We start from the raw sequence: 17,181 nt of genomic DNA, 5'->3' as shown, positions 1-17,181 counted from the left end.
CAGATTTTACGAAACATTAAATAAATAGAAATGTATTTAAGTCAAATAAAAGGAGATAAGGTGATTTGGGCAATAGTTGTGCTCTTATCCATTATATCTATGTTGGCCGTATACAGTTCTATTTCCTCCCTTGCTTATAAAAGTGGTTCAACAAACCAGGAAATTATTTTAATAAAGCATGCAATTACAATGTTGTTGGGTTTATCTCTAATGTTTTTTGTGCATAAGCTAAAATTCACCTATTATTCACGGATAGCTCAACTAGCCTATTGGGTGGCCATTCCATTACTTGCCTTAACATTAATTTTGGGTGTAAGTCTTAATGATGCAAGCCGCTGGCTGGTTGTTCCCGGCCTTGGAATATCATTTCAGACTTCTGATTTTGCAAAACTTGCTCTAATTATGTTTGTGGCCAGATTGCTGGCTAAAAAGCAAGATCAGATTAAAGATTTTAAATCCACTTTTATACCAGTTTTGTTTCCTGTTTTTGTGATTTGCGGTTTAATTCTGCCTGCTAATTTTTCTACAGCTGCAGTTTTATTTGCCACTTGTCTTGTACTTATGTTTATAGGAAGAGTGAATATTAATTATTTGTTTGCCCTGGTAGGCACAGGAATTCTTTTGTTTTCAGTATTTGTCCTAATAGCTCTTAATTCGGCAGATAAAGGCCGAATTGGAACCTGGAAAAACCGTATTGAAAACTTTATGAGTGGAGGTTCTGCTAACACGGATTCTAATTATCAGGTTAATCAGGCAAAAATTGCAATAGCAACAGGGGGTATATTAGGTAAAGGACCGGGAGGAAGCACTCAAAGAAATTTCCTTCCACATCCTTATTCAGATTTTATTTATGCTTTTATTATTGAAGAATATGGATTGGCAGGAGGCTTGTTTGTAATGTTTTTATATGTTTTGCTTCTATTACGCACTATTCGAATAGCCAATAATGCAGATAATGATTTTGGAGCCTTTTTGGCATTAGGATGTTGTTTTTTGCTTGTGTTTCAAGCAATGATTAATATGGCAGTTGCTGTTAATTTAATTCCTGTAACCGGTCAACCCCTTCCTTTTATTAGTAAAGGTGGCACTTCCGTAATTTTTACCGGTATAGCAATTGGAATGATATTGAGTGTTAGCCAGTCTGTTAAAACTGAACCGGAAGTTAATAATCTTGTAAAGCAGAAAGGAGCAGATCTTGCGGCAGTATAAAGTAATCATAAGTGGTGGTGGAACCGGAGGGCATATTTTTCCTGCAATTGCAATTGCAAATGCCCTTAAACAAAAGTTACAGGATAATGTTGAAATTCTATTTGTAGGAGCCCTTGGGCGAATGGAAATGGAAAAAGTTCCTGCAGCCGGTTTTAAAATAGAAGGACTTTGGATCAGTGGATTGCAGAGAAGTCTATCCATAAAAAATCTCTCATTTCCATTTAAGGTATTGTCGAGTTTTTTAAAAGCAAAAAAAATATTAAACAGATTTAAACCTGATGTTGTTGTAGGTGTTGGGGGATATGCAAGCGGTCCCATTTTAGCCGCTGCTATTTTCAAAAAAATTCCGACTCTAATACAAGAACAAAACTCGTATGCTGGAATTACAAATAAAATTCTGGGAAAAAAAGCAGATAAAATTTGTGTTGCATATGATGGAATGGAGAAATTTTTTGCGAAAAATAAAATTATTCTTACAGGTAATCCTGTAAGGCAAGACATTCTTAACCTGGTAGGTAAAAAGGACAGGGCACTGGAACATTTCGATCTTAAAACAGAAAAAAAAACATTGTTGGTTATTGGAGGAAGCCTTGGTGCAAGAACAATTAACCAGAGCATACTAAACAACCTTGATTTGTTTAAAAAGAATGACATCCAACTTGTTTGGCAAACGGGTAAGACATTTTATCCAGAGGCAAAACAAGCTGTAGATAAACTGGATTCATCTTCTTTAAAAGTTTTTGATTTTATAAGTAAGATGGATCTGGCCTATGCAATAGCGGATGTAGTTGTATCAAGAGCAGGAGCAAGTTCTGTTTCTGAATTGTGTTTAGTGAAAAAGCCATCAATTCTTGTTCCTTCTCCCAATGTTGCAGAAGATCACCAAACAAAAAATTCCATGGCCCTTGTAAATCATAATGCAGCCATAATGATTAAAGATTCTGATTCTTTTCAGAATCTGGCTATTGCCGCCATTGATCTTTTGAATTCTGAAGAAAAACAATATAAATTATCTGAAAATATAGCAAAACTCGCCTTTAAAGATTCTGCCGGAGTAATTGCCAGCGAAATATTAAACCTTGTAAAAACAAAATGAATTTAAATAATTTCCATAACGTGTATTTTATAGGCATCGGAGGCATCGGAATGAGTGCTCTTGCCCGTTATTTTCATGCACTTGGAAAAAATGTAAGCGGATATGATAAAACTTCAACAAAGCTTACGGATTCATTGGCATTAGAAGGAATTGCAATTAATTTTGAAGATAGCATGGAGGTTGTTTTGCACCAAATTGTTAATTCAGATATTGATAAAGTACTGGTAGTATATACCCCTGCTGTTCCTAAGGGACACAAGCAGTTGAATTATTTTACAGACAAAGGGTTTACTGTAAAAAAACGTTCAGAAGTGTTGGGTGAAATTACCCGTGGTTCATTCACAATAGCAGTTGCTGGTACGCATGGTAAAACTACAACTTCATGCCTTTTAGCTCATATTTTCAAACATTCAGGAAAAGATTGCTGTGCTTTTATGGGTGGAATTTCAGTTAATTACAATTCTAATATTATTCTTCCCACTGTGCCTGGAAAAGAAACAATTACAATTGTAGAAGCAGATGAATATGACAGATCATTTTTAACACTTCATCCTGATATTGCAATTATTACTTCAATGGATGCTGATCACCTTGATATATATGGTGAGGCGAGATTTTTAGAAGAATCATTTAATTTGTTTGCCGCACAAATAAAGCCAAATGGAAACATAATATACCGCAAGCAACTTCCTTTAATTCCCCCTGGCAATGCAAGCGTTGAAACTTATTCAGTGAATAGCGAAGCTGATTACTATGCAGATAATATTCGTATGGAAAATGAAAGTTTCTCCTTCGATTTTATAAGCAGTGCAGCCAGTATCAAGAATATTTCTTTTAATATGCCAGGAAGACATAATATAGAAAATGCAGTTGCCGCATCAGCAGCAGCAATTTTGGCTGGCATTGAACCACAACAAGTAAAAATTGCTTTGGAATCTTTCAGGGGAGTTAAAAGAAGATTCGAATATATTGTTAAATCAGAAGAGTTTGTTTTTATTGATGATTATGCCCATCATCCTGAAGAACTTAAAGCCTGTATTGCCGCTGTTAAAGAACTTTATCCAAATAAAAGGATTACAGGTGTTTTTCAGCCTCATCTTTTCTCCAGAACAAATGATTTCGCTGATGCTTTTGCTGAAAGCCTTGATTTGTTGGATGATTGTATTTTGCTTGATATTTACCCTGCTAGGGAACTTCCTTTAGCTGGAGTTTCTTCCCAAATGCTACTGGATAGGATGAAAATTCAAGAGAAAAAACTTGTGCAAAAGCAGGATTTGGTAACCGAGCTTAAAAAGAGGAAACCACAGGTGCTGTTAACATTAGGCGCTGGTGATATTGATAAACTGGTAGAAATAATAGGAAGGCAATTACAGGAATGATGCTTTTTAAAAAAATAGCGAAAATATTTTTCTGGCTGTTCTTGCTAACAGGACTTATTGTTATACTCAGCTTTGTTTGGGGCGAACAACAAAACCTTGTTTGCAAGGATTTTAAAATTGTTATTGAGGGAGATATGGAGCATGAATTCATTGACGAGCAAGATATTCGCTCTATAGTTAAAAACAATGGAGATTCAGTTTATGGTCAGTCTATGGCTAGTATTGATATTGTTTTGATTGAAAAACTAGTTCAAAACAATCCCTTTGTTTCCATTGCAGAAGTTTTCAAAACCATAAGCGGAGAGGTAAAAATAATAGTTAAACAACGTAACCCAATAATCAGGGTTTTTTCTTCAAACAATGATGGTTTTTATATTGATGAAAAAGGTTCTTTTATGCCACTTTCACAAAAATATGCAGCAAGAGTATTAATGGCGAGTGGGAATATTCCTTCAGGTTTTAACACGCTGCATGGAACGGATATAGGTGAAATAATGCAAAATGATTCATTGGCAAAAAAAACAATATTGGATGATTTATACATATTGGCTGATTTTATTAACCGGGATGATTTCTGGAAAGCACAAATTCAACAAATTTATGTAGATATGGATCAGCAAATTGAACTGATACCACGGGTTGGAAGCCACCGAATAATATTGGGAGATATACAAGACCTGGAGGAAAAGCTTGAGCGATTAATGATTTTTTATAAGGAAGGATTAAGTAAAACGGGGTGGAATGAATACGAAACCATTAACCTGAAATACAAAAATCAAATTGTTTGCACCAAAATATAAATAAAATTATGGATTCAGAAATTGTAGTCGGACTTGATATAGGGACAACAAAAATTGTTGCTATGGTAGGGCGCAGAAATGAATATGGAAAAATAGAAATCCTGGGTTATGGCAAGGCCGAATCAATTGGGGTAAAAAGAGGCGTTGTTGCTAATATCGAACAAACTGTACAATCCATTAAGACAGCTGTTGAGGAAGCAAGCAATGCATCAGGAGTTGAAATTAAATATGTGAATGTGGGTATTGCCGGCCAGCATATTAAAAGTTTGCAGCATAGGGGAATGCGTACCAGAAACAGTCTTGATGATGAAATTAGTCAGGTTGATATCGATACTATTGTGGAGGATATGTATAAGCTGGTAATGCTTCCGGGAGAGGAGATTATACACGTGCTTCCTCAGGAATATATTGTTGATAATGAGATGGGAATTAAAAATCCCATTGGAATGTCAGGTATAAGACTCGAAGCAAATTTTCATATTATAACCGGACAAGTAACAGCCGCAAAAAACATTTTTAAATGTGTAAGTAAAGCTGAACTTGAGGTTACTGAACTTATCCTTGAGCCATTGGCATCATCTGAGGCAGTTTTAAGTGAAGAGGAAAAAGAAGCAGGTGTTGTTTTAGTTGACATTGGTGGTGGCACAACAGATGTGGCCATTTTTCAGGATGGAATTATCAGGCATACTGCTGTTATTCCTTTTGGGGCAAATATTATTACTGAGGATATTAAAGAGGGATGCACCATACTAAAATACCAGGCAGAGCAATTAAAAATGAAGTTCGGCTCAGCTCTGGCAAATGAAAACCTGGATAATGAAGTAGTGGTAATACCTGGATTAAAAGGAAGAGAACCAAAAGAAATTTCTGTAAAGAATCTTTCCAATATTATTCAGGCAAGAATGGAAGAAATTATAGAGCATGTGTATTATGAGATTAAAAGTTCAGGGTATGAAAAAAAACTTATAGCTGGAATCGTACTTACAGGTGGTGGCGCTCAGTTAAAGCATGTTTCTCAACTGGTAGAGTATCTTACAGGAATGGATACAAGAATTGGTTATCCAAATGAACATTTGGGAAAAGGATCAATGGAAATCACCAGCCCTATTTTCGCAACAAGCGTGGGACTAGTGATAAAAGGCCTTGAATATTACGATAAACAAAGAAATAAAAACAACAGAATTACAACCCATTCCAAGAAAACAAAGGGTGGCTTTTTTGATAAATTATTTAATAAAACACAGCAGTGGTTTGATGAAGATAAGGAGCAGAATTAAATCCTTTTCAACAATTACTCATTAAAACCAGGGAGAATATAATAACAGGAACAACATTTAAAAATAAACACACACACAAACACACCAATTAATTTAACTAAAAAACAAAAACTATGGAATTTGCATTACCAAAAGAACAACCATCAATAATCAAGGTTATTGGAGTTGGAGGGGGAGGCAGCAATGCCGTTTCCCACATGTATGCCCAGGGCATAAATGGGGTAGATTTTATTATCTGTAACACAGATCAACAATCATTAAGTAAAAGCCCGGTACCAAACAAAATACCATTGGGAGAATCCTTGACTCAAGGATTAGGAGCTGGTTCATTACCTGAAATAGGTAAGAATTCTGCCATTGAAAGCATTGATCAGGTAAAAGAGATGATTGGGTATGATACCAAAATGGTATTCATTACAGCTGGAATGGGCGGAGGAACAGGAACAGGAGCTGCTCCAGTAATTGCTGCAGCTGCAAAAGAAATGGGAATCCTTACCGTAGGAATTGTTACCATTCCTTTCGTTTTTGAAGGTAAAAAAAGAAAGATCCAGGCTGAGGAGGGATTGGAAGCCCTTAGAAATAGCGTTGATACTATGATTATCATCAACAATGATAAGTTAAGGGAAATGTATGGGAATCTTTCCTTGAAAGATGCTTTTGCTCATGCAGATAATGTACTAACAACTGCAGCCAAAGGAATTGCGGAAGTTATCACAGTTCCTGGTTATGTTAACGTGGATTTTAATGACGTAAGCACTGTTATGACAAACGGTGGTACAGCAATTATGGGACACGCGCTTGCCGAAGGTGATGACAGAGCCATAAGAGCGGTTGAACAAGCCCTTGCTTCACCTTTATTAAATGACAACAATATAAAAGGTGCAAGCCAGGTATTGTTGTACATTTCAAGTGGAACCAAAGAAGTTACAATGGATGAGGTTGGTGAAATTTCAGATTATATCCAGGAAGAGGCAGGTTCTACTGCTAATATAATTTTTGGGGTTAGTTTTGATGAAACCCTGGGAGAAAACATCAGGGCTATTGTTATTGCTACAGGCTTTAGTGCTACCAAGGATTTTGGAACCGACATGATGAAAAAACCTGAAAAAACTGTATATAAATTAAATACGGATGTGAAAAGCGAAGTAGAAAAACCTTTATTCATCGTTCAAAATCCAGTAACAGAAAACACAGAGGTTAAAGCTCCAATTATTCAAGCAATTCAGCAGGATAAACCAACAGAACCGGAAATGTACCTGAAAAATACTCAGTCAGAAGAGCAGGTAAGTATTGAATTTGTTGTTCCAAACCATGAGCAAAAAATTGTACACGTTTTGGATGAAAAAGCGGATGATGAAAATGCAGAGATTTTTTCAAAAAAAGAGGAAGCCATACAACTGGAATTTAAGTCTGAGAAAAAATCGGATACTCCAACCGCTGATGAACAAATGAACAAAGCTCAGGAAAGAGTTAACAGGTTAAAAGAACTTACATTCAGAAATTTTTCAAGACCTGGAAATATCACCGGGATGGAAAATGAGCCTGCTTACAAGCGAAGGAATATTCATTTAGATAATGTTCCTCATTCTTCACAATCACAGGTTTCACGGTATACATTAAGTGAAAATGAAGAGAAAAAAACAGAGATAAAACCAAACAATTCATTTTTACATGACAATGTAGATTAATTTGTATCTTTAATAAAAGGATGCAATTGATTTCTAATTTTGATAACGTTAAAATGAATTAAAATGAATTAAAATGAATTTGGAAGAAAAAATAAATATTGACATAAAAACAGCGATGTTGGCAAAAGAGGCAGCAAAACTGGAAGCTTTGCGGGCTATAAAAGCAGAAATCCTTAAACTGAAAACCTCAGGGGAAGAGTTTAATGAAGATTCTCAAATAAAGGCCCTGCAAAGAATGGTCAAACAAAGAAAGGAGAGCGCTGAAATATTTTTCTCTCAGGATAGGGGTGATTTGGCCCATTCAGAAATAGCTCAGGCTAACATTATCGAAATGTATCTTCCAAAGCAATTAAGCCATGAGGAGTTAACCCAGGAGTTAAAAGAAGTGATTGCAGAAACCGGAGCATCTTCACAAGCTGATTTTGGCAAAGTAATGGGTGCAGCAACAAAAAGGCTCTCTGGGAAAGCAGATGGTAAAATGATCTCTCAAATTGCAAAAGAATTGTTAAATTAAAAAAATAGTGTGTGTGGAAAAGGGGCTGTTGGAAACATCAGCCCCTTTTTATTTTTAATAAGCTTATCCTAATATAAATACAGGAGCTTTGTATAGTTTTAACACATCTTAAAACATCACAGCTAATAGCTAGGTCTGCAGCAATCAATACCAAAGTTTAACAAAGCCGGAGCTTATTTCAAAATGTATCTCAGGATGAATTAAAAACAATTTTTCATTTTAACTTTGCATTAAACAATACACAAATACATGTCCACAAAAAAATACATTGAAACTGTAAAAAAGCTTGAGTATTATTGTGCATACCGGGATAGGTGTATGGATGAAGTAAAGCAAAAATTAAATGAATTTGATCTTCCTGCTTCAGATTATGATTCTATAATTGATGAGTTAAAGAAGGAGAAGTTTATAGATGAAAAAAGGTATGCCGAGAGTTTTGCAAGGGGTAAATTCAAAATTAAGAAATGGGGAAAACATAAAATAAAGGCTAGCCTGGTGAGTAAAAAAATTGAACCAAACCTTATAAAATCTGCATTGCTGCTTATTGATGAAAAAGAGTATATAGAAACATTGAAATTATTGGTTGATAAAAAACGCAAAGAAATTAATACAAAAGATGCTGAACAGGCTAAATTAAAGGTTGCGCGATTTGTATTATCCAAGGGATATGAACATGATTTAGTGTGGGATATAGTAAATAAAAAATGAAATAATTTAATGGGAAATTTTGTTTAAAAAGGAGTTAAAAATAGTTAAATTTGACCGATGATAAATATAGAACAAGTAAAAGAGCTCAATGATCGCCTGGAAGCCTTAAGGAGGCATCTTTGACGTTGACCTGAAAATAAGACAAATAGCTGAAGAGGAGCAATTAACACAGGCTCCCGGATTTTGGGATAATCCCAAAAAGGCGGAAGTTGTACTAAAAAAAATACAATCAAAAAAAATATGGGTTGATGCTTTTTCAGAAGCTGCTGCCCATCTTGAAGATTTGAATGTGCTTTTTGATTTTTATAAGGAAGGAGAAGCATCCGAGGATGAGGTGGATGAGCAGTATGCTCAAACAACGAAAAAGATTGACGACCTGGAATTTAAAAACATGTTGGGTGGTGAGGAAGATAAACTAGGGGCTATTGTTGAAATTAATTCCGGAGCAGGAGGCACAGAAAGCCAGGATTGGGCAGAAATGTTAATGAGAATGTATATTATGTGGAGTGAAAAACATGGATATAAAGTTTCTCAAATTGATTACCAGGATGGTGATGGAGCAGGAATAAAATCTGCTACCATTGAAGTTGCAGGAGATTTTGCCTATGGGTTTCTTAAAGGAGAGAACGGTGTGCACAGGTTGGTAAGAATTTCACCTTTTGATGCAAATGCCAAAAGACATACTTCTTTCGCCTCTATTTATGTATATCCCATAGTGGACGAAACCATAGATATTAATATTAACCCGGGAGATATTGAGTGGGATACTTTTAGAGCTGGTGGAGCAGGAGGTCAAAATGTTAACAAAGTAGAAACAGCAGTTAGATTAACCCATAAACCAAGCGGGATTATTATTAAAAATCAGGAATCGCGTTCGCAACTTCAAAATAAAGACAAAGCGCTTCAAATGCTAAAATCCCAACTTTTCGAAATTGAAATGCGCAAACGCAATGAAGCCATTGCAGAAATTGAAGCAGGGAAGAAAAAAATAGAATGGGGATCGCAAATTAGAAATTATGTTTTCCATCCCTATAAATTGGTTAAGGATATAAGAACAGGTCATGAAACATCAAATGTACAAGCGGTTATGGATGGTGACCTGGATGGGTTTATTAAATCCTATTTGATGGAAAACAGCACCAATAAAGCAAAGTAAAATGATAAAGATATACCATAATACAAAATGCAGTAAAAGCAGACAGGCGCTTGATTACATGAAAGAAAACGGGCTTGAACCTGAAGTCACCGAATACTTAAAGGTGATTCCTTCGATTGAAGAATTTAAAAAAGTATTGGCAAAACTTAACATGAAGCCTGAACAATTACTGCGAAAAGGGGAAAAGTTGTATAAGGAAAAGCTCAAAAATTTAAATTTATCAGACGATGAATGGATTCATATTATGTTGGAAAACCCAGAACTTATTGAACGTCCTATCATTGTAAAAGGCAATAGGGCTGTTGTTGGCAGGGATATTGAAAAAATAGCAGACCTATTCAAAAAGTGAGGGCGCTTTTTTTTAATCGATTTTATTAAAATATTCAGATGTTATTCATCTCTTGATACAACAAAACAAATACTCATATAATACAAAAGGCCATGGAATATAGAATTGAAAAAGATACAATGGGGGATGTTAATGTTCCTGCAGATAAATATTGGGGGGCACAAACAGAGCGCTCTAGAAATAACTTTAAAATTGGCGGACAATTAATGCCGGTTGAAATTATAAGAGCTTTTGCTTACCTTAAAAAGGCGGCAGCTTTAACCAATTGTGAGTTAGGAGTTTTAGCAAATGATAAAGCAGAATTGATTGCAAAAGTATGCGATGAAATACTTGCAGGTCATCTTGATGATCAGTTTCCCCTGGTAGTATGGCAAACAGGTTCTGGAACGCAGTCCAACATGAATGTGAATGAAGTAATTGCCAATCGTGCTCATGTACTGCAGGGAAATAAATTGGGAGAAGGTAAAACATTTATTCATCCCAATGATGATGTAAACAAATCACAATCTTCAAACGACACTTTTCCTACTGCAATGCATATTGCAGCGTATAAATCAATTGTAAAAACCACAATTCCGGGAATTCAGGTTTTAAACGATACAATTTCCCAAAAGTCTATTGATTTTAATGAAATTGTTAAAATTGGCAGAACCCATTTAATGGATGCAACTCCACTTACCCTTGGCCAGGAGTTTTCAGGTTACGCTGCACAACTGAATCATGGTATAAAAGCTATAAAAAACAGTTTGTCGCATCTTTCTGAACTCGCACTTGGAGGCACGGCTGTGGGAACAGGAATTAATACACCAAAAGGATATTCAAAGCTTGTTGCTGAAAAAATTGCAATGCTTACAGGTATACCTTTTGTTAGCGCAGAGAATAAATTTGAAGCACTTGCTGCCCATGATGCAATTGTTGAGACATCAGGAGCATTAAAAACCGTAGCAGTAAGCCTTATGAAAATAGCAAACGACATTCGATTGCTTGCCTCTGGCCCTCGTTGTGGAATTGGAGAGATAAATATCCCTGAAAACGAACCTGGTTCTTCTATTATGCCAGGTAAAGTTAATCCTACTCAATGTGAAGCCATGACTATGGTTTGTGCTCAGGTAATTGGTAATGATGCGGCAATAACCATAGGTGGGATGAACGGACATTTTGAATTAAATGTTTTTAAACCAGTAATGATTTACAACTTCCTAATGGCAGCCAGGTTAATTGGAGATGCTTGTGTTTCCTTTAATGAAAACTGCGCCATAGGAATAGAACCAAATCATGCAAGAATAAAACAAAACCTTGAAAACTCACTTATGCTTGTAACAGCCCTGAATCCACACATTGGATACGAAAACGCTGCTAAAATTGCTAAAAAAGCACATAAGGAAGGTAGTACACTTCGCCAATCAGCCATTGCACTTGGATTGCTTACCGAGGATCAATTTACCCAGTGGGTTAATCCTAACGAAATGATAGGCTCTATTTAAAATCGAAGAGAAGAATTCATAAAGAGGCTAGGGGAAGTTTATAATCAAATGCCTTTGGTAAATAAATAAGGGCTTAGAATTCAGGGTTTTTAACTATGGTTTTTAAGCCCTTATTTATTTTATTTGTGTTTAAAACAAAAGCATTTGTAATTTCAATTTCACAATTGAATTTTGACTGTTCAAATATACTTCTCTCCTTTTTTTATTTTAATTTCATTTACAAAGGTCTTTATTTGTTGTTCATCTTCTTTTTTGCAAATAAGCAGTATGTTATCAGATTCAACTATTATATAATCCTCCAATCCCTGTACTACCACAAGTTTGTTTTTAGGAACATTCACAATACAGTTTGATGATTCGTAAAGCATTACATTATTTCCTACAACAGCATTCCTGTTTTCATCTTTTTTTGAATTGGCATAAAGTGAACCCCAGGTGCCCAAATCAGACCAGCCAATGGCAGAAGAACGCACATATACATTGTCTGCCTTTTCCATTATGGCATAATCTATTGAAATGCTTGAACATTGTGCGTAAGCCTGAACAATAAAAGCTTTTTCGGCAGGAGTATTGTATTTATCCATGCCTTCTTTAAAAACAGCAGCAGTTTCAGGTAAATGCCTTTCCAGTGCTTTTACAAAACTTTTAAAGCTCCAAATAAAGATTCCCGAATTCCAAAGGAAGTCGCCACTCTCGATAAAAAATTTTGCCATTTCATGATCTGGCTTTTCTGTGAAGGTTTTAACTTTTTTTAGTCTTTTATCATATTTCCATTCTGTTTCATAGAATTGAATATATCCATATCCAGTATCGGGCCTGGTTGGTTTAATACCAAGGGTTGCAAGACAGTCTTCTTCCTGAGCTTTTAAAATACATGAATTAATTGCCTTAACAAATGTTTCTTCCTTAGTTATCAAATGATCTGAAGGAGCAATAACAATGATTGCATCAGGATTAATACTTCCTATTTTATAACTCGCATAAGCAGCACATGGTGCAGTGTTTTTTCTTGCTGGTTCTGATAATATTTGATCCTGGTTTAAATCCGGGAGTTGCTCCTTTACCAGTTTAGTATAATCTTCGTTGGTTACGATATAAATGTTTTCTGGTGGGCAAAGTAGTAAAAACCTATCGTATGTTTGTTGAAGTAAAGTACGACCAGTTCCTAATATATCAAGGAATTGTTTGGGATGAGCTGTTCTGCTCATTGGCCAAAATCTGCTGCCAATACCCCCGGCCATTATAACACAATAATTATTTTTCATTTTTTGATTATCTCTAATTCACTGAAATTAAAAAGTAAAAAGACCTCCCTAAAAAAATAAAATGTAATGCTTACAGCTTAAAATTATTTTTTTAATTTTTTCAAAGCAATGCGTAAATTGCTAATTACGCCATCAATGTCAGAAATAGTACTTGTTCCAACAGAAATCCTGTACCAAGTGGAATCCTGCGAAGCTCCAAAGGCCGAAAAGGGAACAATTGCTATTTTAGCCTCATCCAGAATGTATTTTGTAATATCACTTGTATTTGTTAAAACAGTGTTTTGATCGGTAGTATATCCATGAAGATTTAGTTGAACAGTGAGGTAAATCGCTGCCTGAGGAGCAATTGCATTTACTTCAAATCCTTCCGATTTAAGGGCAAGGAATCCTGCATAATATCCCTGCAGCCTTTGCTGTATCTGGCCACGGAAAGCAATTAAAAACTCATCTGTTTTTTCTGTATTATTCAAATATTTTGCTGATGCTACTTGCTCTGCCTTTGCAGCCCAAGCGCCAATATGGCCCAGAATAGATTTCATTTTATCAATAATTCTTTGTGGACCAAATGCCCATCCAACCCGTACACCTGTACCAGCAAAAGCCTTTGATAAACCATCAATAAAAATGGTGTAATCCCTCAGTTCAGGATAAAGGCTAATAGGATCATAATGTTTAGTATCACCATAAGTTAAAGCCCAATATATTTGGTCATAAAGAATATATAAGGGCTTTTCGCCATGGGTTCTTCTCTTATTTTCTTCAAGAACCATTTCACATATTTTTTTCAAACCTTCTTTGGTAAAAGTTGTCCCGGTTGGATTAAGGGGAGAACATAAAGCGAGCATTTGAGCATTTGCAATATATGGCTGTAGTTCCTCAGCTGAGGGCATAAAATTATTCTCTGCTTTGGTTTCAATAAAAACCTGTTGAGCTTCTGAAAGATGACAATAATGATTGTTGTTCCATGATGGAACTGGAAACAATACAACATCACCCGGGTCAATTAAAGCTTTGTAAGTAGCATAAATTAACGGCCTTGCCCCACCGGCAATTAATATTTCATCTGCAGAATATTCAAGATCAGTGTATCTTTTAATAAAGGAGGAAACCGCTTGTCTTAATTCCGCAATTCCATTGGCAGGTGGATAATTGGTTTCTTCATTTTGATAAGCCTGAATAATCTCATTTTTTAATTCAGTTGGAATGGGAAAAATTTTTGGATTAAAATCACCAATGGTTAGATTATATATTTTTTCTCCATTTTTTATTTTTGTTGTAACTTCACTTGCTAATTTAATAATCTCTGACCCAATAAGGTTTTCAGCCATTTTGGATACTCTTAAATTAGCTGGGGTTTTTTCTGTCAAATTCTGATTCATTGTTTCAGTAAATTAGCTTGTTTTTTATTTTAAGCAAAAATAGTAAAACAGGGTTAATAACAGCCTGTTTCGCTATTAATTATTTATTGGTTTTACCTCACATAAAGGATTGATAAGATAAAATCTTTTATTTTTCAAGTCCTTACACTTAAATAGTTTTCTTCTTTTAACACCTTTTTGAAAAATACGGTTGTTGTTAAGCATAAAGATTGTGTTTTCGGGAATATCTTCAAGAAAAAAAACATCATCCCTAACCGGGTTAAACGCTTTTAATGCTTTCATCAGGGCCATATCAGAACAACTCGAAGCAGCAGGATTAACAAGGTAATTATTAAGGGCAGAAACAACATCAACAGGAAAAATTTCAAGTTTAATATAGGGTTCCATGAGTGTTTTGAAGTTCATTTTCCATTCTTTTCCATGGGGCTTAATTTTGTTTTTATGTTTTAACCAACATTCAAGGTGAGCAGCCTCATGGATAAGGGTAATAATAAATGAATAAGGATTTAAATCTTTATTAATGGTTATTTTATTCAATTTTTCATTTAAAGAAGGCCTGAAATCGCCAAACTTGGTTTTTCTGCTCCTGGTAATCTGTACTTCAACAGGCTTTTGTGAAAAATATCTGCATAAATAAAAAATAGTTTCCTGGGGAACATAAGGTAAGAGAAGTTGCCTGTAGTGCAGCTCCAAATCAGAATAATCACCAAAATCCATTAATACCTGCATTTACTAATTTATTTAAATAAATTAAAAACGATAAAACTTGCCACATAGGCCATTGCTCCCATAAAAAGAAACTGATATAGGGGCCATTTCCAATGTTTTGTTTCTCTTAGGGTTACAGCCAAAGTACTCATGCATTGCAATGCAAAGGCAAAAAACACCATTAAAGAAATACCTGTTGCTCGGCTATAGGTCTTTTTACCTGTAATTGTATTCGTGTCAGCTGACATTTTTTTACGGATTGAGGAAGTATTGTCAGGATCACCAACACTGTAAATTGTTGCCATCGTTCCTACAAATACTTCCCTGGCTGCAAAAGAGGTAATAAGGGCAATGCCTATTTTCCAATCAAAACCCAAGGGTTTGATTGCCGGTTCAATTGCTTTTCCAAATCTTCCTGCATACGAAGCCTCAAGTTTATCGGATGCCATTTTTTCTTCAACTTCAGTTGCGTTGGGATTTTTCTTGTATTTCTGTTCAATTTTTGCAAAATCATCAGAGGGGCCATAAGAAGATAACCCCCAAAGAATAATGGAAATTGCAATAATTACTTTTCCTGCTTCAAATACGAATGTTTTTGTTTTTTCAAAAATAGTTAATCCTATGGATGACCATCGTGGAGCACGATAAACAGGCATTTCCATAATAAAAATACTGCGTTCTTTTGATTTAAGAATTAGTTTAAACACAAATGCTGCTGCTATTGCCCCTGCAAATCCAATTAAATATAAAATTAATAGTGCAATCCCTTGAAGGTTGAAAATCCCTAACAATTTACTTGAAGGAATTACAAGGGAAATCAAAAGGGTATAAACGGGAATCCTGGCCGAACAGCTAATAAGAGGGACAACCATAATTGTAATCATTCTTTCTTTCCAGTTTCCTATTGTTCGGGTTGCCATAATAGCAGGAATGGCACAGGCAGTTCCACTTAGAAGGGGAATAACAGATTTTCCATTTAAACCAAATTTTCGCATGAGCCTGTCCATAATAAAACTCACTCTTGCCATATAACCCGTGTCCTCCATTATTCCTATAAATGCAAAAAGAAATGCAATTTGAGGTATGAAGATCATTATTCCACTTAGTCCTGCAATTACGCCATCTACAATCAAGCTGTTTAAAATCCCTGGAGGCATTAAGGAAGATACAGAAATGGACAACTGAATAAAGCTCCACTCAATAAATTGCATAGGATAAACCGAAAGATTGAAAATTGTCTGAAAAATCAGGAACATTATACCCACAAAGATTAAAAACCCCCCTATTTTATGCGTAAGTATTTTATCTGCTTTTGAGGTAAAATTGTTTTGTTCAACCAAATGTTCTGATGAACTACAGTTGAACAGAAGGTCAGAAATAAACTTGTATCGTATTAAAGTCTCATCATTCTGGTGCTGCTTTTCATTGAAACTGTGTTTGTGAATAATTTCAGCAATTGTTTTTATATCCGATTCATGTTCTTTTTCCTCACTTAATTTAAAATTACAGGCCAACTGGTAATTGCTGTATGCTGAATTAGTTGAGTTTTTAAATAAGGCGTTAATATCAGATGAAAAATCGGGAGAGGATAACTGAATATCATAAATTGAAAATGCAGGTTTTTCCAATGGTTCTTGAACTGCTGTTTTTAAATCAAGAATCCCTTTACTTTCCCTGGCATTCATTGAAATTACCTTGATTCCCAGCTTTTGAGATAAACATTCAATATTTATCTGTTTCTTTTGTTTTAAAACCAAATCCATCATATTAAGAACCAGTATGCATGGAATCTTAAGATCAATAATTTGGGTAGCTAGAAGTAAGTTTCTTTTTAAGTTAGACCCGTCTGCAACAACCACTATTATGTCAGGAAAGTCACTATCGGCAGGATTGCACAACACTTTATGCGTAACGGATTCATCAATTGATTTTGGATACAGGCTATAAGTGCCAGGAAGATCTGTTAATATCGCTTCCCTTCCATTGGGCAAAATGCATTTACCCGTTTTTTTATCCACGGTTACTCCCGGGAAATTTCCAATTTTTTGATTTAATCCTGTTAAGGAATTAAACAGGGTTGTTTTTCCACTGTTTGGATTGCCAGCAAGTGCAATTTTAACTGGTTTGGATGAAATTGCATTATGTTTTAGGGCAAGTGTATTTTTATCA

General features: G+C 35.2%; 15 protein-coding genes. 11 read left to right on the top strand and 4 right to left on the bottom strand.

What is annotated here, in order from left to right; genetic code table 11:
- The first annotated feature begins 30 nt into the window (after positions 1-30).
- From H0V01_03315 to fumC, 11 genes are all read left to right on the top strand, one after another.
- A complete protein-coding gene (locus H0V01_03315) occupies positions 31-1,209 on the top strand; it encodes an FtsW/RodA/SpoVE family cell cycle protein (protein ID MBA2582400.1) in 1,179 nt (392 codons plus the stop codon).
- A complete protein-coding gene (gene murG / locus H0V01_03310) occupies positions 1,196-2,305 on the top strand; it encodes an undecaprenyldiphospho-muramoylpentapeptide beta-N-acetylglucosaminyltransferase (protein MBA2582399.1) in 1,110 nt (369 codons plus the stop codon). Before H0V01_03315 ends, murG begins: the two co-directional genes overlap by 14 nt.
- Positions 2,302-3,684, top strand: coding sequence for a UDP-N-acetylmuramate--L-alanine ligase (locus H0V01_03305; GenBank protein ID MBA2582398.1), 1,383 nt, complete (start codon positions 2,302-2,304; stop codon positions 3,682-3,684). Before murG ends, H0V01_03305 begins: the two co-directional genes overlap by 4 nt.
- Positions 3,681-4,484 (top strand): cell division protein FtsQ, encoded by an 804-nt coding sequence (locus H0V01_03300; protein ID MBA2582397.1) that lies wholly within the window; start codon positions 3,681-3,683, stop codon positions 4,482-4,484. Before H0V01_03305 ends, H0V01_03300 begins: the two co-directional genes overlap by 4 nt.
- 8 nt (positions 4,485-4,492) lie before the next feature.
- Positions 4,493-5,761, top strand: coding sequence for a cell division protein FtsA (gene ftsA / locus H0V01_03295; protein MBA2582396.1), 1,269 nt, complete (start codon positions 4,493-4,495; stop codon positions 5,759-5,761).
- A 113-nt stretch (positions 5,762-5,874) separates the two neighbouring features.
- Entirely contained in the window at positions 5,875-7,449 is a 1,575-nt protein-coding gene (ftsZ, locus tag H0V01_03290) for a cell division protein FtsZ (GenBank protein MBA2582395.1), read from the top strand.
- A gap of 73 nt (positions 7,450-7,522) precedes the next feature.
- Positions 7,523-7,963, top strand: coding sequence for a GatB/YqeY domain-containing protein (locus H0V01_03285; GenBank protein MBA2582394.1), 441 nt, complete (start codon positions 7,523-7,525; stop codon positions 7,961-7,963).
- A gap of 249 nt (positions 7,964-8,212) precedes the next feature.
- Positions 8,213-8,671, top strand: coding sequence for a RecX family transcriptional regulator (locus tag H0V01_03280; GenBank protein ID MBA2582393.1), 459 nt, complete (start codon positions 8,213-8,215; stop codon positions 8,669-8,671).
- A 57-nt stretch (positions 8,672-8,728) separates the two neighbouring features.
- A protein-coding gene (prfB, locus tag H0V01_03275) for a peptide chain release factor 2 (protein MBA2582392.1) occupies positions 8,729-9,827 on the top strand; the annotation gives its coding sequence in 2 pieces (ribosomal slippage) (positions 8,729-8,791 and positions 8,793-9,827; 1,098 coding nt in all).
- Position 9,828: 1 nt separating this feature from the next.
- On the top strand, positions 9,829-10,176 hold the full coding sequence (arsC, locus tag H0V01_03270; GenBank protein MBA2582391.1) for an arsenate reductase (glutaredoxin): 348 nt from the start codon (positions 9,829-9,831) through the stop codon (positions 10,174-10,176).
- 92 nt (positions 10,177-10,268) lie between these two features.
- The gene (gene fumC, locus H0V01_03265; protein MBA2582390.1) at positions 10,269-11,660 is read left to right on the top strand and encodes a class II fumarate hydratase; all 1,392 of its coding nucleotides are present in this window, start codon (positions 10,269-10,271) and stop codon (positions 11,658-11,660) included.
- Between the two features lie 179 nt (positions 11,661-11,839).
- Here fumC and H0V01_03260 read toward each other — a convergent pair whose 3' ends face one another.
- From H0V01_03260 to feoB, 4 genes are all read right to left on the bottom strand, one after another.
- Positions 11,840-12,925 (bottom strand): mannose-1-phosphate guanylyltransferase, encoded by a 1,086-nt coding sequence (locus tag H0V01_03260; protein MBA2582389.1) that lies wholly within the window; start codon positions 12,923-12,925, stop codon positions 11,840-11,842.
- A gap of 83 nt (positions 12,926-13,008) precedes the next feature.
- On the bottom strand, positions 13,009-14,253 hold the full coding sequence (locus tag H0V01_03255; protein ID MBA2582388.1) for a pyridoxal phosphate-dependent aminotransferase: 1,245 nt from the start codon (positions 14,251-14,253) through the stop codon (positions 13,009-13,011).
- 126 nt (positions 14,254-14,379) lie between these two features.
- A complete protein-coding gene (locus H0V01_03250; GenBank protein ID MBA2582387.1) occupies positions 14,380-15,033 on the bottom strand; it encodes a SprT-like domain-containing protein in 654 nt (217 codons plus the stop codon).
- Between the two features lie 8 nt (positions 15,034-15,041).
- Positions 15,042-17,147, bottom strand: coding sequence for a ferrous iron transport protein B (gene feoB, locus H0V01_03245; GenBank protein MBA2582386.1), 2,106 nt, complete (start codon positions 17,145-17,147; stop codon positions 15,042-15,044).
- Positions 17,148-17,181: the final 34 nt, after the last annotated feature.

Source organism: Bacteroidota bacterium, from assembly GCA_013696965.1.
Taxonomy (GTDB): Bacteria; Bacteroidota; Bacteroidia; order JACCXN01; family JACCXN01; genus JACCXN01.
The sequence above is the reverse complement of the archived record's forward strand: the minus strand, read 5'-3'. Positions and strand labels throughout refer to the sequence as shown.

Bases quoted from the DNA above. Each gene is read 5' to 3' on its own strand.
- H0V01_03315 (MBA2582400.1), top strand. From the start codon at position 31: ATGTATTTAAGTCAAATAAAAGGAGATAAGGTGATTTGGGCAATAGTT.
- H0V01_03305 (MBA2582398.1), top strand. From the start codon at position 2,302: ATGAATTTAAATAATTTCCATAACGTGTATTTTATAGGCATCGGAGGC.
- H0V01_03300 (MBA2582397.1), top strand. From the start codon at position 3,681: ATGATGCTTTTTAAAAAAATAGCGAAAATATTTTTCTGGCTGTTCTTG.
- ftsA (MBA2582396.1), top strand. From the start codon at position 4,493: ATGGATTCAGAAATTGTAGTCGGACTTGATATAGGGACAACAAAAATT.
- ftsZ (MBA2582395.1), top strand. From the start codon at position 5,875: ATGGAATTTGCATTACCAAAAGAACAACCATCAATAATCAAGGTTATT.
- H0V01_03285 (MBA2582394.1), top strand. From the start codon at position 7,523: ATGAATTTGGAAGAAAAAATAAATATTGACATAAAAACAGCGATGTTG.
- H0V01_03280 (MBA2582393.1), top strand. From the start codon at position 8,213: ATGTCCACAAAAAAATACATTGAAACTGTAAAAAAGCTTGAGTATTAT.
- arsC (MBA2582391.1), top strand. From the start codon at position 9,829: ATGATAAAGATATACCATAATACAAAATGCAGTAAAAGCAGACAGGCG.
- fumC (MBA2582390.1), top strand. From the start codon at position 10,269: ATGGAATATAGAATTGAAAAAGATACAATGGGGGATGTTAATGTTCCT.
- H0V01_03260 (MBA2582389.1), bottom strand. From the start codon at position 12,925: ATGAAAAATAATTATTGTGTTATAATGGCCGGGGGTATTGGCAGCAGA.
- H0V01_03255 (MBA2582388.1), bottom strand. From the start codon at position 14,253: ATGGCTGAAAACCTTATTGGGTCAGAGATTATTAAATTAGCAAGTGAA.
- H0V01_03250 (MBA2582387.1), bottom strand. From the start codon at position 15,033: ATGCAGGTATTAATGGATTTTGGTGATTATTCTGATTTGGAGCTGCAC.